The 21,189-nt window shown below is 64.2% G+C and carries 23 protein-coding genes; 22 read left to right on the forward strand and 1 reads right to left on the reverse strand.

Going from position 1 to position 21,189, the window contains the following annotated elements; translation table 11 throughout:
- The first annotated feature begins 10 nt into the window (after positions 1–10).
- The 4 genes from ACIQUH_RS00460 to ACIQUH_RS00475 all read left to right on the forward strand — a co-directional run bounded on the left by ACIQUH_RS00460 (position 11) and on the right by ACIQUH_RS00475 (position 2,786).
- The gene (locus ACIQUH_RS00460; RefSeq protein ID WP_400811715.1) at positions 11–1,285 is read left to right on the forward strand and encodes a phage major capsid protein; all 1,275 of its coding nucleotides are present in this window, start codon (positions 11–13) and stop codon (positions 1,283–1,285) included.
- A gap of 188 nt (positions 1,286–1,473) precedes the next feature.
- Positions 1,474–2,055: a head-tail connector protein gene (locus tag ACIQUH_RS00465; protein ID WP_400811718.1), complete on the forward strand. Its 582-nt coding sequence runs from the start codon at positions 1,474–1,476 to the stop codon at positions 2,053–2,055.
- 3 nt (positions 2,056–2,058) lie between these two features.
- Positions 2,059–2,394, forward strand: coding sequence for a phage head closure protein (locus ACIQUH_RS00470; protein WP_400811721.1), 336 nt, complete (start codon positions 2,059–2,061; stop codon positions 2,392–2,394).
- Positions 2,391–2,786: a DUF3168 domain-containing protein gene (locus tag ACIQUH_RS00475; protein ID WP_400811724.1), complete on the forward strand. Its 396-nt coding sequence runs from the start codon at positions 2,391–2,393 to the stop codon at positions 2,784–2,786. The genes ACIQUH_RS00470 and ACIQUH_RS00475 overlap by 4 nt, the downstream gene beginning before the upstream one ends.
- Before the next feature lie 7 nt (positions 2,787–2,793).
- Here ACIQUH_RS00475 and ACIQUH_RS00480 read toward each other — a convergent pair whose 3' ends face one another.
- A complete protein-coding gene (locus ACIQUH_RS00480; RefSeq protein ID WP_400812481.1) occupies positions 2,794–3,993 on the reverse strand; it encodes an MFS transporter in 1,200 nt (399 codons plus the stop codon).
- Positions 3,994–4,083: 90 nt separating this feature from the next.
- Here ACIQUH_RS00480 and ACIQUH_RS00485 point away from each other — a divergent pair, with 90 nt between their 5' ends.
- From ACIQUH_RS00485 to ACIQUH_RS00570, 18 genes are all read left to right on the forward strand, one after another.
- Positions 4,084–4,491, forward strand: coding sequence for a phage major tail protein, TP901-1 family (locus ACIQUH_RS00485; protein WP_400811726.1), 408 nt, complete (start codon positions 4,084–4,086; stop codon positions 4,489–4,491).
- Positions 4,491–4,850, forward strand: a complete 360-nt coding sequence (locus ACIQUH_RS00490; protein ID WP_400811728.1) for a gene transfer agent family protein — start codon at positions 4,491–4,493, stop codon at positions 4,848–4,850. Before ACIQUH_RS00485 ends, ACIQUH_RS00490 begins: the two co-directional genes overlap by 1 nt.
- Positions 4,847–5,056 (forward strand): rcc01693 family protein, encoded by a 210-nt coding sequence (locus ACIQUH_RS00495; protein ID WP_400811731.1) that lies wholly within the window; start codon positions 4,847–4,849, stop codon positions 5,054–5,056. Before ACIQUH_RS00490 ends, ACIQUH_RS00495 begins: the two co-directional genes overlap by 4 nt.
- 68 nt (positions 5,057–5,124) lie before the next feature.
- On the forward strand, positions 5,125–5,706 hold the full coding sequence (locus tag ACIQUH_RS00500; protein WP_400811733.1) for a phage tail tape measure protein: 582 nt from the start codon (positions 5,125–5,127) through the stop codon (positions 5,704–5,706).
- Between the two features lie 56 nt (positions 5,707–5,762).
- Positions 5,763–6,401: a TIGR02217 family protein gene (locus tag ACIQUH_RS00505; RefSeq protein WP_400811735.1), complete on the forward strand. Its 639-nt coding sequence runs from the start codon at positions 5,763–5,765 to the stop codon at positions 6,399–6,401.
- Positions 6,398–7,285: a DUF2163 domain-containing protein gene (locus tag ACIQUH_RS00510; RefSeq protein WP_400811738.1), complete on the forward strand. Its 888-nt coding sequence runs from the start codon at positions 6,398–6,400 to the stop codon at positions 7,283–7,285. The genes ACIQUH_RS00505 and ACIQUH_RS00510 overlap by 4 nt, the downstream gene beginning before the upstream one ends.
- On the forward strand, positions 7,278–7,712 hold the full coding sequence (locus ACIQUH_RS00515; protein WP_400811740.1) for an NlpC/P60 family protein: 435 nt from the start codon (positions 7,278–7,280) through the stop codon (positions 7,710–7,712). Before ACIQUH_RS00510 ends, ACIQUH_RS00515 begins: the two co-directional genes overlap by 8 nt.
- Positions 7,713–7,727: 15 nt before the next feature.
- Complete coding sequence (locus ACIQUH_RS00520; protein ID WP_400811742.1) at positions 7,728–11,528, forward strand: glycoside hydrolase/phage tail family protein; 3,801 nt, start codon at positions 7,728–7,730, stop codon at positions 11,526–11,528.
- A 34-nt stretch (positions 11,529–11,562) separates the two neighbouring features.
- On the forward strand, positions 11,563–11,769 hold the full coding sequence (locus ACIQUH_RS00525; RefSeq protein WP_400811745.1) for a hypothetical protein: 207 nt from the start codon (positions 11,563–11,565) through the stop codon (positions 11,767–11,769).
- A 137-nt stretch (positions 11,770–11,906) separates the two neighbouring features.
- Positions 11,907–12,161, forward strand: a complete 255-nt coding sequence (locus ACIQUH_RS00530; protein ID WP_003497070.1) for a hypothetical protein — start codon at positions 11,907–11,909, stop codon at positions 12,159–12,161.
- A gap of 93 nt (positions 12,162–12,254) precedes the next feature.
- Positions 12,255–12,926, forward strand: coding sequence for a response regulator transcription factor (locus ACIQUH_RS00535; protein WP_003509815.1), 672 nt, complete (start codon positions 12,255–12,257; stop codon positions 12,924–12,926).
- Positions 12,916–14,316 carry an ATP-binding protein gene (locus ACIQUH_RS00540; RefSeq protein ID WP_400811753.1) on the forward strand — a complete coding sequence of 467 codons (1,401 nt, stop codon included), beginning with the start codon at positions 12,916–12,918 and terminating at the stop codon, positions 14,314–14,316. The genes ACIQUH_RS00535 and ACIQUH_RS00540 overlap by 11 nt, the downstream gene beginning before the upstream one ends.
- A 163-nt stretch (positions 14,317–14,479) precedes the next feature.
- Positions 14,480–14,908, forward strand: a complete 429-nt coding sequence (locus tag ACIQUH_RS00545) for a hypothetical protein (RefSeq protein ID WP_400812483.1) — start codon at positions 14,480–14,482, stop codon at positions 14,906–14,908.
- A gap of 159 nt (positions 14,909–15,067) precedes the next feature.
- Entirely contained in the window at positions 15,068–16,231 is a 1,164-nt protein-coding gene (gene ccmI / locus ACIQUH_RS00550; protein ID WP_400811756.1) for a c-type cytochrome biogenesis protein CcmI, read from the forward strand.
- Positions 16,228–16,740, forward strand: coding sequence for a cytochrome c maturation protein CcmE (gene ccmE, locus ACIQUH_RS00555; RefSeq protein WP_400811759.1), 513 nt, complete (start codon positions 16,228–16,230; stop codon positions 16,738–16,740). Before ccmI ends, ccmE begins: the two co-directional genes overlap by 4 nt.
- The gene (locus tag ACIQUH_RS00560; RefSeq protein WP_400811762.1) at positions 16,737–18,728 is read left to right on the forward strand and encodes a heme lyase CcmF/NrfE family subunit; all 1,992 of its coding nucleotides are present in this window, start codon (positions 16,737–16,739) and stop codon (positions 18,726–18,728) included. The genes ccmE and ACIQUH_RS00560 overlap by 4 nt, the downstream gene beginning before the upstream one ends.
- A gap of 125 nt (positions 18,729–18,853) precedes the next feature.
- On the forward strand, positions 18,854–19,318 hold the full coding sequence (locus tag ACIQUH_RS00565; protein WP_400811765.1) for a cytochrome c-type biogenesis protein CcmH: 465 nt from the start codon (positions 18,854–18,856) through the stop codon (positions 19,316–19,318).
- Positions 19,319–19,471: 153 nt separating this feature from the next.
- Complete coding sequence (locus tag ACIQUH_RS00570) at positions 19,472–21,040, forward strand: Do family serine endopeptidase (RefSeq protein ID WP_400811768.1); 1,569 nt, start codon at positions 19,472–19,474, stop codon at positions 21,038–21,040.
- Positions 21,041–21,189: the final 149 nt, after the last annotated feature.

A 21,189-nucleotide genomic window follows, 5' to 3' on the forward strand; every position in this document is an offset into this window, starting at 1 on the left:
AGGAAACGACATGACAGAGCAGATGACGAAACCCGCCCCGATGACCGTCGCGCCGCAGGTGAAGGCCGTGCCCGATACGGTGACGGCCGCCTTCGACGAATTCATGGAGGCCTTCGAGGCCTTCCGCGAAACCAATGACCAGCGGCTTGCCGATATCGAGCGCAAGATGGGGGCGGATGTCGTGACCCGCGACAAGCTCGACCGCATTGACAGGGCGCTCGACGATAACCGCAGGATCATGGACGATCTCGCGCTCAAAAAGGCGCGCCCCGCGCTCGGGAAAAAGGCGGCGCTCTCGCAGGATGCCGAGGAGCACAAGGCGGCTTTCGAGGCTTATATCCGCCGCGGCGAGGAGGGTGCGCTGCGTGATCTGGAGGCCAAGGCCTTCGCCGGTTCGACCGGAGCCGGGACCGATGGCGGCTTTCTGCTGCCGAACGAGACGGATGGCGAGATCGGCCGGCGCATGACGGCGATTTCGCCGATCCGGGCGCTCGCCACCGTGCGGCAGGTTTCCGCCGCCGTGCTGAAAAAACCCTTCGCCGCCGGCGGTCTCGCCACCGGCTGGGTCTCCGAAACGGCGGCGCGCCCCGAAACGGCGACGCCCAAGCTTTCCGAACTGACGTTCCCGACCATGGAACTCTACGCCATGCCCGCCGCCACCCAGGGCCTGCTGGACGATGCCGCAGTCGATATCGAGGCGTGGATCGCCTCCGAGGTGGATATCGCCTTTGCCGAACAGGAGGCGGCCGCCTTCATCGCCGGTGACGGCGTCAACAAGCCCAAGGGTTTCCTCTCCTATGCGGCTGTCGCCAATGATGGCTGGAACTGGGGCAATATCGGTTATGTCGCAACCGGCGTCTCGGCCGGTTTCGCCTCGGCCGGGCCGATGGACGTGCTGCTCGACGCCGTTTATGCGCTGAAGGCCGGCCATCGCCAGAACGGCACCTTCCTGATGAACCGCAAGACGCAAGGGGCGCTGCGCCGCTTCAAGGATACCAGCGGCGCCTATCTCTGGCACCCGCCGGCCGCCGCCGGCCAGCCCGCCTCGCTGATGGGCTTTCCGGTGACGGAGGCGGAAGACATGCCGAATGTGGCGGCCAACAGCTTCGCCATCGCCTTTGGCGATTTCCGCGCCGGCTACCTCGTCGTCGATCGCACCGGGGTGCGCATCCTGCGCGATCCCTATTCGGCCAAACCCTATGTGCTGTTCTACACCACCAAACGCGTGGGCGGCGGCGTGCAGAATTTCGAGGCGATCAAGCTGGTGAAATTCGGGGTGAATTGACCGCAGACCTTGCGGCCCTTTCTTCTCCCCGCCGGGGAGAAGGTGGCCCGAAGGGCCGGATGAGGGGGCAACCTCGCCGCATATCTCTACCGTCGCCCCCTCATCCCGCTGCCGCGGACTTCTCCCCCTCGGGGAGAAGAAACAAGCGGCATCCGCTCGCTCACCATTACCATCCTTCCGGAGACCCCATGACCTATGCCCTCATTCATCCGCCGCTGACGGAGCCGCCAACGGAGCCACTGACGCTCGCCGAGGTCAAGGCGCATCTGCGTCTCGATGATGGCGATGAGGACGCGCTTCTTGCCGCGCTCATCCGCACCGCCCGCGAGCATCTGGAACGCACGACCGGGCTCTGCCTCATCCGCCAGACCTGGCGGCTCTATCTCGACCGATGGCCTGAGAACGGCGTGATTCTGATTGGCAAGACGCCGGTGCAAGCCATCGAAACGATTCTGGTTTTTGACGGTGAGGGGCGCCCCTCAGATATCACCGCCGGGGAGAAATTGCTCGACGGGGCAGCGCGCCCGGCAAGGCTGTGGCTGCGCGATCCGCCGGCCCCCGGACGGGCGATGAACGGCATCGAGATCGATTTCATTGCCGGTTTTGGCGAAGCGGCAACGGATGTGCCGGACACGCTGAAACGCGCCATGCTGATCCATGTGGCGCAGATGTTCGCCTTTCGCGGCGCAGTTGCCCCGGAAAACCAGCCTGCCGCCATTCCCGCCGGTTACGAGCGGCTGGTGGCGCCCTTCTGCCGTCTGGGGCTCTGAGACATGAACCTGGTTTTTCTCGATCCCGGCAAGCTGACGGCACGGCTGGAACTGGAAGTACGGGCCGAAACCTCGGACGGGCAGGGCGGCGAGAAGGAAAGCTGGAATTTCCTGCGGTCGCTCTGGGCTGCGATCGAACCCGTTTCGGAGGCGTCGCATGAACGGGCCTCGGCCGAGGGCGTAACGATCACCCATCGCGTCTGGCTGGCTTATCGCGGTGACATCACCGCCGGCATGCGCTTTTGCAGGGGCCGCCGCATTCTGGCGATCCGGGCGGTGATGGACCCGGATGAGACCCGCCGCTTCATCGTCTGCCGCTGCGAGGAGGAAAGCCGATGAGCGCCGCAAACCCGCTTCTGCAGGCGATTTTCGCAAGGCTTGGCAGCGATGCGGCGCTGATGGCGCTCATCCCCGGCGGCATCGTCGACCGGCTCCTGCCACGCGCGGTGTTGCCCTGCATCGTCTTCGGCGACCTCGAAAGCCGTGACTATTCCACGGCGACGGAAAAGGCCGAGGAGCATTTTCTGTCGCTGCAGATATGGAGCGATACCAATGGCCGCAGGCGCGCAGGAGAAATCCTCGAACGGGTGAAGAAGCTGCTCGATGATGCGGCGCTGCCGCTTGCCGGCGTCTCTCTCGTCAATCTGCATTTTCTCTCCAGCCGCTCGCGGCGCGAGGCGAAGACCCGGAATTTTATCGCGGAAATGCGCTTCAGGGCGGTGACGGAGTAGCGCCGTTTCAGGAACCCTGCCTGCGCACGGTTCGCCACAGAACGATGAGCAGCAGAAACGAAATGCCGATCAGCACGGAGGCGATGGTGAGCATGGCGGATACGCCGCCGCGATCCAGCGCCAGCGTAAAAATAACCGGCGCAACGGCAATGGCGAGGTTTTGCGGCAGGGAGATGCGCGCGGCCTGAAGCCCATAGTCTTCCGGGGAAAATACCGCCAGCGGCAATACGGCCCGGCTGACGGTGAGCACACCCGCACCAAAACCGAAGAAAACGATGAAACCGATGAAGGCCGGCATGGCCGGGGCAAAAACGAGCAGCAGCAGCAGGGAGAACAGCAGCAGACAGAAACCGATCATGGCGGTGAGGAAGGGATTTCCGTGCTTCCCGAGCAGGAAATCCAGCCCGCGCGCCGTAATTGCAAGGACGCTGCGTGCCGATGCCAGCTGCACCGCAAGCGACTGCGTTGCGCCGGCCTGAACCAGAAGCAGCGGCAGGAGCGGTGAGAGGCCGAAGGTGGTAAAGGCGCTGATCGTCGTCATCGCGGCCAGCAGCACGAAGGCGCGCCGTGTATCGACCGGGGAGGGCGACATCGCCGCCGCTTCTTTCGGTTTCGCCGCTTTTCGGGCCGGACGGCCGGGAAGCACGAAGAGATAGAGCGGCAGCAGGATGAAGATTTGCAGACAGGCATAGGCGGCAAGCGTGCCGCGCCAGCCGAGATGCTGATCGGCAAGGGTGGTGACCGGCAGGAAAACCGCCGCCGAAAGCCCGGTGAACAGCATCAGCAGCGTCAGCAGCCGGCCGCTTTCCGCGCCCACACGTTCCACCACGGCCGCATGGGCCGCCGTCGTCAGGCCGCAGGTCGCGGCAAAACCCATCACGGCCCAGCCGAAGAGATAGCTCATTGCCCCGCCCGCAAAGGCGAGCACGGCAAACCCGGCCGCGAAGAACACCGAACCGGCCGCCAGCACCGGCGCCGCGCCGTGGCGCATCAACATTCTTCCAAGCAGCGGACCGCACAGGGCGCTGATGGTCATCATGATCGTGAGGCCGGCGAAAACCACGCCATTGGTGATGGCCAGTTCCTTGCCGATCCGTGGTCCGAGCACGGCCAGCATATCGAAACCGCTACCCCAGCTCACGATCTGCCCGACCGCAAGCACGCCGATAAGGCGCGCGCGGGACGTCAGGGCGGTGGCGTCGGACATGGTGAGATCGCGGGGTGCGAGGTGCAGGAATGCTTTTGGTAGCAGGCGCATCGTGGCCCCGCAACAGCAATCGAGACGAAAGGAAACATCATGGTGGCGCAGAAGGGCAAGGACCTGCTGCTGAAGATCGACAATGCCGGTTCCCCCGCGACCGTCGCGGGGCTGCGAACAAAGCGGTTGGCCTTTAATGCGCAGGCCGTCGATGTGACGGATGCCGAAAGCGCCGGGCGCTGGCGCGAGCTTCTCTCCGGCGCCGGCGTGCAGCGGGCATCGCTGACGGCCTCCGGCATCTTCAAGGATCAGGCGAGCGATGCGCTGGTGCGCGGCGCGTTCTTCGCCGGGACCATTCCCGGCTGGCAGATCGTCATTCCCGGTTTCGGCACGATTACCGGACCGTTCCAGATCGTGGCGCTCGAATATTCCGGCCGCCACGATGGCGAGGTGCAATTCGAGATCGCGCTGGAATCGGCCGGTCTCCTTAAATTCGGAGCGCTGTGATGGCTGAGCGTTTGCGTTACGGGCGGGCGAACCGCCATCGCGGCGAGATCGAGGCGCTGATCGACGGCGAAAGGCGCATTCTGTGCCTGACGCTCGGGGCTCTCGCCGAACTCGAAACCGCCTTTGCAGCCGATGATCTGACCGCGCTCGCCGAACGTTTCGCGAGCGGCCGCGTGAAGGCGGCCGATATGATCCGGGTGATCGGCGCGGGCCTGCGCGGCGCGGGTAACGTCTTTTCCGACGAGGATGTGGCCGCCGCCACGGTGGAGGGCGGCATTGCCGGCCACGCCGCCATCGTCGCCGATCTTCTGACCGCCACCTTCGGCGGGTTGAAAGGCGAGACGCCGCCGGACCCTTGAGCGCCGCAGCAGGCGAAGCGACGCCGCGCCCGTTCCCCTGGGCGGCGGTGATCCATGCCGGCTTCTGCCTGCTGCGGCTTTCTCCTGAAACCTTCTGGCTGATGACCCCGAGGGAATTCTTCGCGATGACGGGCGGCAACACCGTTCCCCGCGGCCCGGACCGTCAGGCGATGGAAGCGATGATGCGGCGGTTTCCGGATGGGTGAGGTGAACTCAAAAACAAACGGCATTTCAAAATTTTATGGCTCCGGTTTGAATCAGAAAGGCAAGCACGATGGCGGGCGAAAGATCGATGGCGGAGAACCGGGAAGAGGCGGAGGCGCTTTCCGAGGTCATGGGCGATCTGGAACGGCGTTCCGAGCGATTTGGTGCTGCCTTGACCTCGGCCCTGCAGACGGCCGCGACGGGCGGCAAGGGGCTGGACGATGTGTTGCGCGGGCTTGGGCAGCGATTGTCGGGCATCGCGCTTTCGGCCGGGTTGAAGCCGCTGGAGAGCATGATCGGCAACGCCGTCGGCGGGCTGCTGAATGGTGGCGGTTCACTGTTCGCCTTCGCCGATGGTGGGGTGCCGGGACGTGGCATCACGCCTTTTGCCGATGGCGGCGTGGTCTCCAGCCCCGCCTTTTTTCCGATGGGCGGCGGGCTTGGCCTGATGGGGGAGGCAGGGGCGGAAGCGATCCTGCCGCTGAAGCGCGGTTCTGATGGCGCTCTCGGCGTTGCCGCACCGTCCGGCGGCGGCGGGGCGCAGATCGTTTTTAACGTGACGGCGACCGATGCTGCGAGCTTTCGGAAAAGCGAAGGCCAGATCGCCGCCATGCTGGCGCGCAGCGTCGGGCGCGGCCAGCGCGGATTGTGACGCACGCGCTCCCTCCCGCTTTTCAGGACCATCGAAAAGAATCCAGGAACAACAACATGGCGGCATTTCATGAAGTGCGGTTTCCGCTGCGGCTCGCGCTTTGCATAAGCGGCGGGCCGGTGAGGCGGACGGATATCGTCAACCTCTCCAATGGCCGGGAGAGCCGCAACCAGCGCTGGCGGAACGCCAGACGCAGCTATGATGCCGGATCCGGTATCCGCTCCGTCGCCGATCTTTATGAGGTGCTCGCCTTTTTCGAGGCGCGGCGCGGCGAGCTTTACGGTTTTCGTTTTCGCGATCCGGTGGATTGCAAGTCCTGCCCGCCGGGAGAGACGCCCGCCGCGACCGATCAGAGGATCGGTACCGGTGACGGGGTGACGGTGGGTTTTCAGTTGCTGAAGACCTATGCCGATGCGGGCGGCGCGTTCTTGCGGCGGATTGAGAAGCCGGTCGAAGGCTCCGTCATGGTTTCGGTCGAGGGGGTGAAGGTCGAAGCGGCCGATGTGGCGGTCGATCCTGTCACCGGCATGGTCGCGTTCCGTGCGGGGCGGGCGCCGTCCGCCGGCGCCGCGATCCGCGCCGGTTTTGAATTCGACGTGCCTGTTCGTTTCGGGATCGACCGTATCGATGTGAACCTGACCGCTTTCGAGGCGGGCCGCATTCCCTCCATTCCACTGATGGAAATCCTGCCATGAAAACCATTCCTGCCGACCTTGCCGGGCATCTCAGGCAAGATGCGACGACCACATGCCATTGCTGGAAGGTGACACTGAAGGACGGCGTGGTGATCGGCTTTACCGATCATGACCAGGCGATATCCTTTGCCGGCACGTCCTACCTTGCCGCCAGCGGCTTTATGGCCAGCGATAGCGACGGCGAAACAGGGCTGGGCGCAGGCGCCGGGGAGGTGACCGGCGGTTTTTCGAACGAGGCGATTGCGGAGGGGGATCTCGCCGCCGGGCGTTTCGATGGCGCAAGGGTGGAGCTTTTCCTCGTCAACTGGCAGGCGCCTGAGCAGCATGTGCTGCTGAACGGGCGCGAGATTGGCGAGGTGACGCGGGCCGGCGGGTCGTTTCGCGCCGAGCTGCGCAGCCTTGCCCATCGCCTCGGCCAGCCGCAGGGCAGGGTCTATGGGCGGCGCTGCGACGCGGCACTGGGTGACCGGCGTTGCGGTGTCGATCTGGCGCGGTTTACCCACCATGGCAGCGTTACGGCGGTGGGTGCCCCGGGCGATCTGTTCGTCTCCGGGCTCGATGCTTTTGCCGATGGTTACTTCAGCCGCGGGAAGCTGCATTTTCTGACCGGCCTGCTTGCGGGCAAGGGGTTTGATCTCGACGGGCATGCCCGGCGTGACGGCGGTGTGCTTCTGTCCTTCTGGCTGATGCCGGAACAGATGCCTTTGCCGGAAGACAGGTTTTCCGTCACCGCCGGTTGCGACAAGAGTTTTGCCACTTGCCGGGAAAAATTCACCAATCATCCGAATTTTCGCGGCTTTCCGCATCTGCCCGGGGCGGATTTCGCCTATTCCTATGCGAGCGGCGGCCAGAGCCATGACGGTGGAGCGCTTTTCCATGATTGATACCGGAAAAAGGGTGCTGGCGCTGGCTGAAGGCTGGATCGGCACGCCCTATCGGCATCAGGCCTCGTTGAAGGGGGTCGGTTGCGATTGCCTTGGTCTCATCCGCGGCATCTGGCGCGACGTTTACGGTCACGAACCGGAATCGCCGCCGCCTTACGCGCCCGATTGGGCCGAACGGGGCGGGGAGGACCGGCTGATGGCTGCCGCCCAACGGCATTTTCTGATGGTTCCGGGCATGGAAGCGGCAAGGTCGGGAGACCTGCTTTTGTTTCGTTGGCGGGCCGATGCGGCCGCCAAACATCTCGGCATCCTGGCCGGCCCGCAGCATTTCATCCATGCCTATGAACAGGCGGCGGTGGTGCGTTCCGCGCTGGTGCCGGGCTGGCGGCGGCGCATTGCCGGGACTTTTCGTTTTCCCGATCCCTGATTTTTCGAGGCAGGCATGGCGACAATTGTTTTTCAGGCGGCGGGCGCAGCACTCGGCGGCATGTTCGGCCCTTTGGGCGCAATGATCGGCCGGGCGGCCGGGGCGCTGGCGGGTAACGCCATCGACCGCACGCTGCTTTCGAACGGACGAACGGTCGCGGGCGCGCGGCTTTCGACGGCGCGCATTCCGGGGGCGGAGGAGGGTGCGGCGATCAACCGGCTTTACGGCACCGCAAGGATCGGCGGCACGTTGATCTGGGCGACGCGTTTCGAAGAAAGCGTCGAGGTGGAACGGCGTGGCGGCAAGGGCAATCGCGGCCCGAAAGTGGAGAGTTTTCGATACTTTGCCAACCTCGCCATCGGCCTTTGCGAAGGTGAGGCGGCCATGGTACGGCGTGTCTGGGCCGATGGGCGGGAACTGGACCTGAGCGCCATCGAGATGCGCTTTTATCCCGGCAGCGAGACGCAATTGCCCGATCCGCTGATCGAGGCGAAGCAGGGGGCGGGCAAAGCGCCCGCCTTTCGCGGACTGGCCTATGTGGTCTTCGAACGCCTGCCGCTCGATGGCTATGGCAACCGCATCCCGCTCATGCAGTTTGAAGTGGTGCGGCCGGTCGGCCGGCTGGAAAAATCCATCCGCGCCATCACCGTCATTCCCGGCGCCACGGAACACGGTTACGCCACCGCGCAGGTTTCCGAGCGGATGGGGGTCGGCCAAAGCCGCATCATGAACCGCAACGGTCTGACCGCCGCAACCGACTGGCAGGCGTCAATCGACGAATTGCAGGCGCTGTGCCCCCATCTTGAGAGCGTGGCGCTGGTGGTAAGCTGGTTCGGCACCGACATGCGGGCGGGTGAATGCCGCATTCTGCCGGGCGTGGAAGTGGCCGGCCGGGATGGGGAAACCACGCCATGGTCCGTCGCCGGTGTTTCGCGCGGCGCGGCGCATCTCGTCAGCCATCATGGCGGTGGCCCGGCCTATGGCGGTACGCCGAACGACGAGAGCGTGCTGCAGGCCATAGCCGATCTCAAGAGCCGGGGTCTGCGGGTGTGCCTTTATCCCTTCGTGATGATGGATGTTCCGATCGGTAACGGCCTGCCGGACCCCTATGGCAAAAGCGAGCAGGACGCCTATGCCTGGCGCGGGCGCATCACCTGTTTTCCCGCACCCGGCAGGGCCGGCTCTCCGGATCGCAGCGCGGGCGCACGGGCACAGGTCGTCGCCTTCTGCAACCGCGATGAAGGTTATCGCCGCATGATGCTGCATTATGCGGCGCTGGCGGTCCGGGCGGGTGGGGTGGATACTTTCCTGATCGGCTCGGAACTGCGCGGGCTGACGTCGCTCAGGGACCAGCACGATGCCTTTCCCTTTGTTGAGGAGCTGGTGCGGCTGGCGGGCGATGTGCGCACTATCCTGGGGCCGGCGGTGAAACTGACCTATGCGGCGGACTGGAGCGAATATTTCGGCCACCAGCCGGCAGACGGTTCGGGCGATGTGTTCTTCCATCTCGATCCGCTCTGGGCGAGCCCCGATATCGACGCCATCGGCATCGACAATTACATGCCGCTGTCCGACTGGCGCGACGAGGATGCCGCAAAGGGCAATCCGGATGGCATGACCGGCCCGGACGATGTGAGCGCCTTCCGCCGCGCCATTACCGCAGGGGAAGGCTTTGACTGGTTTTATGCCAGCGATGCGGACCGCGCCGCGCGTAGGCGCACGCCGATTACCGACGGGCTGAAGGCCAAGCCGTGGGTGTTCCGCTACAAGGACTTGCGCAACTGGTGGGGAAACCTGCACTACGACCGGGTGCGGGGACACGAGAAAGCCACGCCGACGGCATGGGTGCCGCGCTCGAAGCCGGTCTGGTTCACCGAACTCGGCTGCCCGGCGGTGGACAAGAGTGCGACGCGCCCCAATGTCTTTCCCGATCCGAAATCGGCGGAAAACGCCTTTCCCTATTTTTCCCGCCGTAACCGCGCCGACAGCCAGCAGCGGCGGTTTCTGGAGGCGCATCTCGACCATTGGCGGGATGGCGATGCGGCGATGGTCGAGGCCGGCCGGGTGTATCTCTGGACCTGGGATGCACGGCCTTTTCCGGCCTTTCCGCAGAATGGCGCGGCATGGAGCGATGGCGGCAACTGGCGCACCGGCCACTGGCTGAACGGGAGGCTGGGTACGGCAACGCTCGCCGATGCCATCGCCGCCATCCTCACCGATCACGGCTTTTCCGACTTCGACGTTTCCGCTGTCAGCGGCGATCTGGGAGGTTATGTGCAGGGCGACGTGACCTCGGCCCGCAACCTGCTGGAACCGCTGATGGCGGCGTTTCAGGTGGATGTGGCGGAGGATGGCGGAACCCTGCGCTTCCGCTCCCGCAACACGGCGGTCCTGCCGGTCCGGGATATTGCCGTGCTGGCGGATCTGGAGGACCAGCCGCTCTGGTCGGAACATCGCGGCCATGACAGCGATTTCGCCGCTGAAGCCGTGCTGACGTCTTTCAACCCGGCGCTGGATTACGAGCAGGCAAGTGTACGGTCGCGCCGCATCGACAATGCCGGCAGCCGGGTGATGCGGCTCGATCTCAACGCCGCCCTGCCTGCGGAAACGGCGGAAGCCGCTGTCGAGGCGTTGTTGCGCGACAACCGGCAGGCGCGGCGCAGCCTGCGCTTTGCTCTGCCGCCTTCCGATATCGCGCTTGAGCCGGGTGATTGTATCCGCCTGGCGGAAAGCGCCTTTCCGCAGGCGCCGGCAGGGCGGTTTCTGGTCAGCCGGATCGAGGACGGCGCGGTGCGGCAGGTGGAGGCGCGGGCCTTTTTCGCCGCCTTTCCGGCTTTCGCGGGCGGTGCGGAGGCGCGGCGCAGCAACGGCGCAAGCGGTGCCGAAGGTTTCGCCCCGGAGGTGCTGTTTCTCGATCTGCCCTATCATGACGGCACCGCGCCGGAGGATTCGGCGCGGATTGCTGCCCTTGCAAAGCCCTGGCGGCCCATCGTCGTTTCTTCATCGCCCGGCACAGAAGGTTACCGGCAGCGCGTGCTGCTGGACCGGCCCGCAATGATCGGCATGCTGGCGATGCCCTTGACATCAGGCCCTTCCGGCCGTTTCGACCGGCAAAACACCATCCTCGTCGATCTGCCCTTCGGCGAAGTGTCATCGGCCGGGGAGCTTTCGGTGCTGAACGGCGAGAACCGTCTTGCCATCAAGGCGGCGAACGGGGTGTGGGAAATCGTTACCTTTGCCAGGGCCGAGGAAATCGCACCCTCGCGCTGGCGGCTTTCCGCTCTTTTGCGGGGACTGGCCGGCACGGAAGACGCGCTCGCCGCAGGCGCGCCGAAAGGCGCACCGGTGGTGGTTCTGGATGCGGCGGTGCAGCCGCTCGGTCTTGTCGCGAGCGAGCGCGGGCGACGCCTGAACTGGATTGTGGAAGCCGCGGGAATGGCGGGCGCGCCGAGCGGGCCCTTTGCCTTCGAGGGCGGCCTGCGGGCGCTGACACCGCTCGCGCCGGCGCATCTTGCCGCCGAGCGGCGCAGGGACGGCGTTTTCATCAGGTGGAAACGTCGGGGCCGGGTGGAGGCCGATGGCTGGGATGCGAGCGACATCCCGCTTGAGGAACCCTTCGAGCTTTATCGCGTCGAGGTGCTGGACGGCGAGGCCGTGCGGCGTATGGCGGAGGTTTCGCAACCCTTCTGGTTTTACCCCGCCGCGGATGAACTCACAGATTTCCCGGCATTGCGGGATCACATTTCCGTGCGTGTCCGCCAGCTCGGCCGCGCGGTGCCCTCGGGTGTGGTGGCGCAGGCCACCCTCCCGATCTGACATGTGCCTGAAAAACAACGCAAAGGATGAGATTATGGAGAGTACCAAAGCATGGTATCAATCGCGCACGATCTGGGGTGCCCTGGTCGCGGTTTTCGCACCGCTTTTCAGCATCGCCGGCCTTGAACTGCCCGCCGGTCTGCAAGGAGAACTTGCGGACGGGCTGGTGACGGTTGCGGGCGGAATCGGTGGCCTGGTCGCACTTTACGGCCGCCTTTCGGCGACCAGCGCCATTCGCTGACAGCGCCCGAGACGACGCCGTTCCCGCCTCGCGCCCATGCGGCGGGGGCGGCATTCATTTGCCATTCAGACGCTTTGCGCTACATATTCGGTCACAATACGGTTCGACACGCACCCGGTTTTTTGGAAGTTTGTGCAATGGCATCACCTCTCATCATCGCGACGCTTGCAGCCGGGCTTTCCGGTTTCACGGCGCCCGAGGCTGATCTGCAGGGCCATTACATTCTGGCGGCGAGCGATTGCGGCGCAGCCGTCGCCCGCGTGGTGCGCGAAACCGGCGGTCAGCTGCTTTCGGTCTATCCTTCCGGTGACGGTCAGTCCTGTGTCGTCACCGTTCTCGTCCAGGGCAATGGCGAGCGCCCGCGCAAGGTAACGATGCGCGTGCCGATGTAGCTTGCCCGCATCGCCGAAATATCGGAAAACAATCCGACACATGCAGCATGACCGGCCACGCGCGCGGGCCGGGGACACAGGAAAGGGCGGACAATGCGTATTCTCGTTGTTGAGGACGATGCCAATCTCAATCGTCAGCTGACCGATGCTCTCAAAGAGGCCGGTTATGTGGTCGATCAGGCATTCGACGGCGAGGAAGGCCATTATCTCGGCGATACCGAGCCCTATGACGCCATCGTTCTCGATATCGGCCTGCCGCAGCTCGACGGTATCACCGTCGTTGAAAAATGGCGTGCGGCCGGCAAGGCCATGCCCGTCCTCATCCTCACCGCCCGCGACCGCTGGAGCGACAAGGTGGCGGGCATCGACGCCGGCGCCGATGATTATGTGACGAAGCCTTTCCATGTGGAAGAAGTGCTTGCCCGCGTGCGCGCGCTCATCCGCCGCGCCGCCGGCCATGCGTCTTCCGAACTGGTGTGCGGCCCTGTCCGGCTCGACACCAAATCCTCCAAGGCGACGGTCAACGGCACGACGCTGAAACTCACCTCACACGAGTTCCGGCTCCTGTCCTATCTGATGCATCACATGGGCGAGGTGGTTTCGCGCACCGAGCTGGTCGAACATATGTACGATCAGGATTTCGACCGCGATTCCAACACGATCGAGGTGTTTGTCGGACGCCTGCGCAAGAAGCTCGGGGTTGATCTGATCGAGACGATCCGTGGTCTCGGTTACCGGATGCAAGCGCCGGCAGATGCGAAGTAATTCCCTCACCGCCCGCGTTCTGCTGCTCGCCTCGCTCTGGTCGGTGCTGGCGCTGGTGGTGATCGCCGTCGTCATTTCGACGCTTTACCGGCAGGGGGTGGAGCGCAGCTTCACCGATCTTCTCAGGGCGCAGCTCTATAACGTCATCAATTCCGTGACGATTTCCAACGAGAATACGCTGGCCGGCAGCCCGCAGCTCGGCGATCTCCGGTTCTCGCAGCCAGATACCGGCTGGTACTGGGTGGTGGAGCCGCTCGGCAATTTCCAGACCGCGCCGCTGGTTTCCTCCTCGCTCGGCGTCTCGACGCTGCCGGTGCCGAGCATTCTCGATGCCCCCTTCGACAACAGATACGAGCGTTTTTATGCCGTCACCGATGAGGCCGGCAACAAGGTGCGGGTGGCGGAAACCGAAGTCGTGCTTGACGGTGAGGGGCGCGCAGCGCGATTTCGTGTTTCCGGCAATCTGAACGTCGTGGAAGACGATGTTCGCGATTTCTCCAACAGCCTTTATCTGGCGCTGGCCGTCTTCGGTGTCGGCAGTCTGGTCGTCAACGGTCTTGCCATTCTCTACAGTCTGCGGCCGCTCGATCAGGCGCGTGTCGCGCTTGGCAAGATCAGGGGCGGGGAGGCGGAAAGCCTTGAAGGTGAATTCCCGCGTGAAATCCAGCCGCTCGCCAATGAGGTCAATGCGCTGATCGACAGCAATCGCCGCCTCGTGGAGCGCGCCCGCATGCAGGTGGGCAATCTTGCGCATTCGCTGAAGACGCCGATCGCCGTTCTTCTCAACGAAGCCCGCACGCTGGAGCCGCAGCATGGCGATCTGGTGCGCGCGCAGGCCGATGCCATGCAGGCGCAGGTGCAATCCTATCTCTCCCGCGCACGCATCGCCGCGCAGCGCGGCTCTATCCTTGCGCGCGTGGAAGCGGAACCGGCGCTGGAACGGCTGGTGCGGGTGATGCGCCGCCTGAACCCCGACAAGCAATTCGTGCTGAATTTCGAGCAACCCGGCGCCGTACTCGGCATGGAACAGCAGGATCTGGAGGAGGTCGTCGGCAATCTCCTCGAAAATGCGGCGCGTTTTGCCCAGACGCGCGTGGTCGTCACGCTTGCGACCGGCACCCACCCGTCTTCCGATGCGGAAATCGCCCGTCGTTCCTGGGTGGAGCTGACGGTGGAAGACGATGGGCCGGGGCTTGAGCCGGAACAGATCAGCGAAGCGATGAAGCGCGGGCGGCGGCTGGATGAGAGCCGGCCGGGTACGGGCCTCGGATTGTCGATCGTTTCCGAGGTGGTGTCAGAGTACCATGGCCGGTTTTCGCTGTCGCGCAGCACCATCGGCGGGCTGAAAGCCGATCTGATTTTGCCGGGCCTCTCGAAAGAGCTTGCGTGAGGCAAGAAAAAAGGCAAGAAATTCAACGGCGCCATATTAGAGCATTTCCAGGAAAAGTGGATTCCGGTTTTCCGTCCGGAAATGCGAAAACGCTCTAGGTGCAATGCGGTAGGAAAGAGGACAGGGTTTGGTTGACGTGTATGATGGCTGCCGCTCCGTGACAATGCGTTCGCTGGTGTCACGCCCGGCACTTCTCTCGATCCTGTGCGTTTCGATGCTGAGCGCCTGCACCACCACGGGCACCCGCCCGGCGGGTGGCGGCCTCTTCGGCCGTTCGTCACAGCCCTCGACGCCTTTCCTCGCCAATCTGGAAGGCGGCATTGTCGGGCGAAGCGGCATTGAGCTCGACAGGGGTGACCAGACCAAGGCGCTGGAAGCCGAATACAAGGCGCTGGAAACGGCCCCGGTTGGCACGCCTGTGTCCTGGACCGGCGATGACGCCAAGGGCCAGGTGGTCGCCAATGCGCCCTATCAGGTCGGCAACCAGAACTGCCGGCAATATTCCCATACCCTGACTGTCGACGGGCGCGAAACCAGGGTGCGTGGTGCGGCCTGCCGCAATGCCGATGGCAGCTGGTCGCCGCTGACATAAAAAGTTTGACGTAAATCAAGGTCGCGGATCTTCTGCAGTGACAGAAAGAGGCACGGCGGAACAGCCGAACAGGGCCTGGGGTGCGGCGCGATGTCTCAAATTCGCGTCATCCCCTTGCTTCATGTTTCCATGTGCCGCGCATTCGAGTAATTGAGCCTTATGTTCTGGATTGTCGTTGCGATATTGACGGCGGCTGTTGCCATCGTCCTGATGTACCCGCTGATGCGGAAGACCGAGGCGCCGCAGACGCGCCGCGACGGTGAGGTTGCCGTTTATCGCGACCAGCTGGCCGAACTGGACCGCGAGCGCGCCGCCGGCCTGATCGGCGAGACCGAGGCGGACTATGCCCGCGCCGAAATCGGCCGCCGGCTGCTGGCTGCCGCCGAGGCGGAAGAGGTGACGGCCAGGGAGGCCCGGCCGCGCCGGCACAATCTCGCCGCCAGCCTCATCACCATTCTCCTGCCCGCGCTTGGCCTCTGTCTTTACATCTGGAACGGCAGTCCGGACACGCCGGACATGCCGCTCGAGGCACGCCTTGAAAACCCCGGCAACGACATGAACCTGCTGGTCGCGCGGGCCGAAAGGCACCTGGCGCAGAATCCGGATGACGGCGGCGGCTGGGATGTTCTTGCCCCGATCTATTTCAAGACGCTGCGGCTCGGTGATGCCGAACTTGCCTATCGCAACGCGCTGCGTATTCTCGGACCAAGCGCCGAACGGCTGACGGGCCTTGGCGAAACGCTGGTGGCCGGCAATGATGGCATCGTCATCGAGGCCGCGCGGGATGCCTTTGCTGAGGCCGAAAAGCTGAAACCCGGCAATCCGCGCACCCGCTTTTATCTGGCGCTGGCGCTGGAGCAGGCGGGCAAGGCGGAGGAGGCTCGCGCAGCCTTTGTCGCGCTGGCGGCCGATGCGCCGGCCGGCGCGCCCTGGCTGCCGCTGGTTCAGGAGCATATTGCCCGCACCGGGGGTGCTGCGAGCCCTGCCGCGCCCGGCCCGACCGCCGAGGATATGGCGGCGGCGAATGACATGACGGCGACGGACCGGCAGGCTATGATCGAGGGCATGGTGGCGAGCCTCGACGCCAAGCTGAAGGAAAACCCTGCCGATTTCGAAGGGTGGATGCGGCTTGTCCGCGCCTATTCCGTGCTGAAGAACGAAGCAAAGGCCGGAGAGGCCCTGCGGGCGGGCCTGAAGGCTTTTCCGCCCGAGGGTGAGCAGGGCAGGCAGCTTCTGGCGCTGGCGAAGGAACTGGGCGTTTCCGCCGGGCCGATCCGCATGAACGGGCAACAGGATGCCGCGCCGCAGGGAGTGACGCAATGACCCGCAAACAGAAACGTCTGGCGATCATCGGCGGCGGCATGAGCTTCATCGTTGCAGCCGTGCTGCTCGTCATGTTCGCCTTCGGCCAGTCCATCGCCTATTTCTACATGCCGGCCGATCTGGAGAAAACGCCCGTCAATCCCGGCACCCGCATCCGCCTCGGCGGGCTGGTGGCGGAAGGCTCGATCAAGCGCGGCGAGGGCCGCACGGTGAGTTTCACGGTGACGGATGGCGAGGCCAATGTGCCGGTCAGCTATACCGGCATCCTGCCCGATCTTTTCCGCGAAGGGCAGGGCGTGGTGACCGAAGGCATGTTCGATGCCGCGACCCACGGCTTCGTGGCCGACAGCGTTCTGGCCAAGCACGACGAGAACTACATGCCGAAGGAAGTGGCCGACCGGCTGAAGGACAAGGGCCTGTGGCAGCACGGCGGAGAGGGTGAGGAACCCGCCGCCGCAACGCCATCGGCCGGCGCGGCGTCGGCCGACAAGACCGGAGCAACGAAATGATCAACGAGATCGGCCATTATGTTCTGGTTCTCGCGCTCGGCGTGGGGCTGATCGTCTCGACGCTGCCGGTCATCGGCGCGCGCCGCAACGACCGGGCGCTGATGGATGTCGCCTCGCTCGGCTCGGTCCTGATGTTCCTGCTGGTCGGCTTTTCCTTCGCGGCGCTGACGCGGGCCTATGCCGTCTCGGATTTTTCCGTGCGCAACGTCTGGGAAAACTCCCATTCGCTGATGCCGATGATCTACAAGCTGACCGGCGTGTGGGGCAATCACGAAGGCTCCATGCTGCTGTGGCTGCTCATTCTGGTGTTTTTCAGCGCGCTCGTCGCCGCCTTCGGCCGCAACCTGCCGGAAACGCTCAAAGCCAATGTTCTGGCCGTGCAGGCATGGATTTCCGTCGCCTTCCTGCTGTTCATCCTGCTCACCTCCAATCCGTTCCTGCGGCTGGAGCGGGTGCCGGCCGAAGGGCAGGACCTCAACCCGATCCTGCAGGATTTCGGTCTCGCCATCCATCCGCCGCTGCTCTATCTCGGTTATGTCGGCTTTTCCGTCTGCTTCTCCTTCGCCGTCGCAGCACTTCTGGAAGGACGCATCGACGCCGCCTGGGCCCGCTGGGTAAGGCCATGGACGCTCGCCGCCTGGACCTTCCTGACTGCCGGCATCTCCATGGGCTCCTACTGGGCCTATTATGAACTCGGCTGGGGCGGCTGGTGGTTCTGGGATCCGGTGGAAAACGCCTCCTTCATGCCCTGGCTTGCCGGAACCGCGCTGCTGCATTCGGCGCTCGTCATGGAAAAGCGCGAGGCGCTGAAGATCTGGACCGTGCTTCTGGCGATCATGACCTTTTCGCTGTCGCTGCTCGGCACCTTCCTCGTGCGCTCCGGCGTGCTGACCTCCGTGCATGCCTTCGCCACCGATCCGAGCCGTGGCATCTTCATTCTCGGCATTCTGACCGTCTTCATCGGCGGGGCCTTCGCGCTCTTCGCATGGCGGGCACCGGCGCTCAAGGCCGGCGGACTGTTTGCGCCGATATCGCGCGAGGGGGCACTTGTTCTCAACAACCTCATCCTGACGGTCTCGACCGCAACCGTGCTGATCGGCACGCTTTACCCGCTCATTCTCGAAACGCTGACGGGCGAAAAAATCTCGGTCGGCGCGCCTTTCTTCAACCTCACCTTCGGCCTGCTGATGATCCCGATCCTGATCGTCACGCCGTTTGGGCCAATGTTCGCCTGGAAACGCGGCGATCTTCTCGGCGCCTTCCAGCGGCTTTATGTGGCGGCAGCGCTTGCGGCCCTTGCCGGGCTGACGCTCTGGTACATTGAAAATGGCGGCCCGGTGCTGGCCGCACTCGGCATCGCCGCCGGTTTCTGGCTGATCTTCGGCGCTTTCGCCGATCTCTGGTATCGCGCCAATTTCGGCAAACTCGCCTTCGGTATCGCGTTCCGCCGCCTGAAAGGCCTGCCGCGTTCCGCCTTCGGCACGGCGTTGGCGCATATGGGTCTCGGCATCACGGTGCTCGGCATCGTCATCGTCACCACTTTCGAGACAGAGACGGTCTTGGAAATGAAAGAGGGCATGGTGGCGGAAGCGGGCGGTTACAGCCTGACCTTCGATGGCGTCCGCCACGCCGTCGGCCCGAATTTCACCGAGGATCGCGGCCATTTCACCGTTCGCAAGGCGGGTGTGGAGGTGGCCGATGTCTGGTCGTCCAAGCGGCTCTATACCGCGCGGCGCATGCCGACGACGGAAGCCGGCATCCTGACCTTCGGCCTCAGCCAGCTTTATGTCTCGCTGGGTGACCCGATGACCGATGGCGGCATGGTGGTGCGCATCTGGTGGAAACCCTTCATCCTGTGCATCTGGGGCGGCACGCTGTTCATGATGGCGGGCGGTTTCATCTCGCTCTCGGACAGGCGGTTGCGGGTGGGTGCGCCGACCCGCAAGGCGAAGCCGGTGCGGGCTGCAATGCCGGAGGCGGCGGAATGATATCTGCGTTCTCTTCCTCATTCCTGTGCCTGTCACAGGAATCCAGCCGACACGCGTCTGCGTGGCGAAAGAGTTTTTTCAGCCCAAGGACTTGGGCTGGCTGGATTCCTGTGACGAGCACAGGAATGAGGGAGGTTGTGGCGGGGCTCACGCTCCTTCTCGTCCTCATGTTTACGTCATGGCCGGCCTTCGCCTTCAACCCGGACGAAGTGCTGAAGGACCCCGTACTGGAACAGCGCGCCCGCAACCTGACGTCCCAGCTCCGCTGCATGGTCTGCCAGAACCAGTCCATCGACGACAGCAATGCCGAGCTGGCGCGTGACCTGCGCGTTCTCGTGCGCGAGCGGCTGGTTCAGGGTGACAGCGACAAGGCGGTCATCGATTATGTCGTGTCGCGTTACGGCGAGTTCGTGCTGCTGAAACCGCGTCTCAGCCTGCGCACCGTGCTTTTGTGGGGCGCGCCCATCGGTCTCACCCTTGCCGGGATTTTCGCCGTCTTCGTCTTTTCCCGCCGCCGCGCCACCCAGGAACGCCCACAAAAACTGAGTGCGGAAGAAGAAGAGAGAATTCGCAATCTCATTGAAAAATAACCGGTTTTCATTTCTGTCCCGGGTTCTTTCTCAACATTACGGATTTTTCATTCCGCAGACACTTCGCCGTAAGGTGTTGCCTCCTATATCTTCATCATCCACCGCTTCCCCGGTCATACGGGTTCCAGTCTGAATGAAGAAAGAAGGTACACCATGTCTCATTCGCAAAACGGCCATTCCTCGCTGAAGACGGCCTCGCTGAAGACGGCCCTGAAGGCCACGACCGTTGGCGGTCTCGCGGCCCTGATGCTTTCGACCGGCCTCGCCGCACCGATCCTCCACTCCTTTGCCGCCCCCGTCGAGGTCACCGCGCCGCAGGTTCCGAGCTTCGCCAATGTGGTCGATGCGGTGTCGCCCGCCGTCGTCTCCGTTCGCGTGCAGTCGAACGTGCAGCCCGCTTCCGACGATTCCAGCAATTTTTCCTTCAACTTCGGCGGCCGTGGCCTTGACCAGCTGCCGGATGACCATCCGCTGAAGCGCTTCTTCAAGGAATTCGGCGGCCCGAACCAGGATCGCTCCGACCGTGGCCCGAACCGCCACCGTGACGGCAAGGGTCCGCTGCGCCCCGTCGCTCAGGGCTCCGGCTTCTTCATTTCCGAAGACGGTTACATCGTCACCAACAATCACGTCGTCGATGACGGCTCCGCCTATACGATCGTGATGAATGACGGCACCGAACTCGACGCCAAGCTCGTCGGCCGCGATCCGCGCACCGATCTCGCGCTGCTGAAGGTCGATGTGAACCGCAAGTTCACCTATGTGAAATTTGCCGATGACAGCAAGATCCGCGTCGGTGACTGGGTCGTCGCCGTCGGTAACCCCTTCGGCCTTGGCGGCACGGTGACATCGGGCATCATTTCGGCCCGTGGCCGCGATATCGGCTCCGGCCCCTATGACGACTACCTGCAGATCGACGCTGCCGTAAACCGGGGTAACTCGGGCGGTCCCGCCTTCAACCTCAACGGTGAAGTCGTCGGTATCAACACCGCCATCTTCTCGCCGTCCGGCGGCAATGTCGGCATCGCCTTCGCCATTCCGGCCTCGGTCGCCAAGGACGTGATCGCCGACCTGCAGAAGGACGGCAAGGTGGAACGCGGCTGGCTTGGCGTGCAGATCCAGCCCGTCAGCAAGGATATCGCCGAATCGCTCGGCCTTTCCGAAGCCAGCGGTGCGCTGGTCGTCTCGCCGCAGTCCGGCTCGCCGGGTGACAAGGCTGGCATCAAGCAGGGCGACATCATCACCGCCGTCAACGGCGAGCCCGTCAAGGATGCCCGCGACCTGTCGCGCCGCATCGGCGGCATGGCCCCCAACAGCAAGGTTGAAATCTCGCTGTGGCGTGGCGGCAAGTCGCAGTCGGTCACCGTAACGCTCGGTGATCTCGCCAGCGACGATGCTTCCAAGGCGACGCCTGCCCAGAACGACGACAAGGGCGGCCAGTCCTCCAGCGAGAAGGTACTGTCCAGCCTCGGCCTGACGGTTTCGCCCGCCGATGACGGCAATGGCCTTGCCATCACCGATGTCGACCCCGACAGCGATGCCGCTGCCCGTGGCCTGAAGACGGGTGAGAAGATCACCTCGGTCAACAACCAGCAGGTCGCTTCCGCCGCCGATATCGAGAAGATCCTCGAACAGGCCAAGAAGGACGGACGCTCCAAGGCGCTGTTCCAGATCCAGACGGACGATGGCAGCCGCTTCATCGCTCTGGATATCGACCAGGGTTGATGGATTGACAGGCGATGCCGGTTCTTCCGGGAGCCGGCATCGTATTCCGCTCTTCAGATGGGGCGGTTCAGTATGGCAGGGCGTTTCAGCCCGTTTCTTCTCCCCGAGGGGGAGAAGGTGGCCCGAAGGGTCGGATGAGGGGGCTAGCC

This window comes from Agrobacterium sp. NPDC090283, assembly GCF_044769685.1.
In the GTDB taxonomy this organism is placed as follows: Bacteria; Pseudomonadota; Alphaproteobacteria; order Rhizobiales; family Rhizobiaceae; genus Agrobacterium.

Bases quoted from the DNA above. Each gene is read 5' to 3' on its own strand.
- ACIQUH_RS00460 (WP_400811715.1), top strand. From the start codon at position 11: ATGACAGAGCAGATGACGAAACCCGCCCCGATGACCGTCGCGCCGCAG.
- ACIQUH_RS00465 (WP_400811718.1), top strand. From the start codon at position 1,474: ATGACCTATGCCCTCATTCATCCGCCGCTGACGGAGCCGCCAACGGAG.
- ACIQUH_RS00470 (WP_400811721.1), top strand. From the start codon at position 2,059: ATGAACCTGGTTTTTCTCGATCCCGGCAAGCTGACGGCACGGCTGGAA.
- ACIQUH_RS00475 (WP_400811724.1), top strand. From the start codon at position 2,391: ATGAGCGCCGCAAACCCGCTTCTGCAGGCGATTTTCGCAAGGCTTGGC.
- ACIQUH_RS00480 (WP_400812481.1), bottom strand. From the start codon at position 3,993: ATGTCCGACGCCACCGCCCTGACGTCCCGCGCGCGCCTTATCGGCGTG.
- ACIQUH_RS00485 (WP_400811726.1), top strand. From the start codon at position 4,084: ATGGTGGCGCAGAAGGGCAAGGACCTGCTGCTGAAGATCGACAATGCC.
- ACIQUH_RS00490 (WP_400811728.1), top strand. From the start codon at position 4,491: ATGGCTGAGCGTTTGCGTTACGGGCGGGCGAACCGCCATCGCGGCGAG.
- ACIQUH_RS00500 (WP_400811733.1), top strand. From the start codon at position 5,125: ATGGCGGGCGAAAGATCGATGGCGGAGAACCGGGAAGAGGCGGAGGCG.
- ACIQUH_RS00505 (WP_400811735.1), top strand. From the start codon at position 5,763: ATGGCGGCATTTCATGAAGTGCGGTTTCCGCTGCGGCTCGCGCTTTGC.
- ACIQUH_RS00510 (WP_400811738.1), top strand. From the start codon at position 6,398: ATGAAAACCATTCCTGCCGACCTTGCCGGGCATCTCAGGCAAGATGCG.
- ACIQUH_RS00515 (WP_400811740.1), top strand. From the start codon at position 7,278: ATGATTGATACCGGAAAAAGGGTGCTGGCGCTGGCTGAAGGCTGGATC.
- ACIQUH_RS00520 (WP_400811742.1), top strand. From the start codon at position 7,728: ATGGCGACAATTGTTTTTCAGGCGGCGGGCGCAGCACTCGGCGGCATG.
- ACIQUH_RS00525 (WP_400811745.1), top strand. From the start codon at position 11,563: ATGGAGAGTACCAAAGCATGGTATCAATCGCGCACGATCTGGGGTGCC.
- ACIQUH_RS00530 (WP_003497070.1), top strand. From the start codon at position 11,907: ATGGCATCACCTCTCATCATCGCGACGCTTGCAGCCGGGCTTTCCGGT.
- ACIQUH_RS00535 (WP_003509815.1), top strand. From the start codon at position 12,255: ATGCGTATTCTCGTTGTTGAGGACGATGCCAATCTCAATCGTCAGCTG.
- ACIQUH_RS00540 (WP_400811753.1), top strand. From the start codon at position 12,916: ATGCGAAGTAATTCCCTCACCGCCCGCGTTCTGCTGCTCGCCTCGCTC.
- ACIQUH_RS00545 (WP_400812483.1), top strand. From the start codon at position 14,480: ATGCGTTCGCTGGTGTCACGCCCGGCACTTCTCTCGATCCTGTGCGTT.
- ccmI (WP_400811756.1), top strand. From the start codon at position 15,068: ATGTTCTGGATTGTCGTTGCGATATTGACGGCGGCTGTTGCCATCGTC.
- ccmE (WP_400811759.1), top strand. From the start codon at position 16,228: ATGACCCGCAAACAGAAACGTCTGGCGATCATCGGCGGCGGCATGAGC.
- ACIQUH_RS00560 (WP_400811762.1), top strand. From the start codon at position 16,737: ATGATCAACGAGATCGGCCATTATGTTCTGGTTCTCGCGCTCGGCGTG.
- ACIQUH_RS00565 (WP_400811765.1), top strand. From the start codon at position 18,854: ATGAGGGAGGTTGTGGCGGGGCTCACGCTCCTTCTCGTCCTCATGTTT.
- ACIQUH_RS00570 (WP_400811768.1), top strand. From the start codon at position 19,472: ATGTCTCATTCGCAAAACGGCCATTCCTCGCTGAAGACGGCCTCGCTG.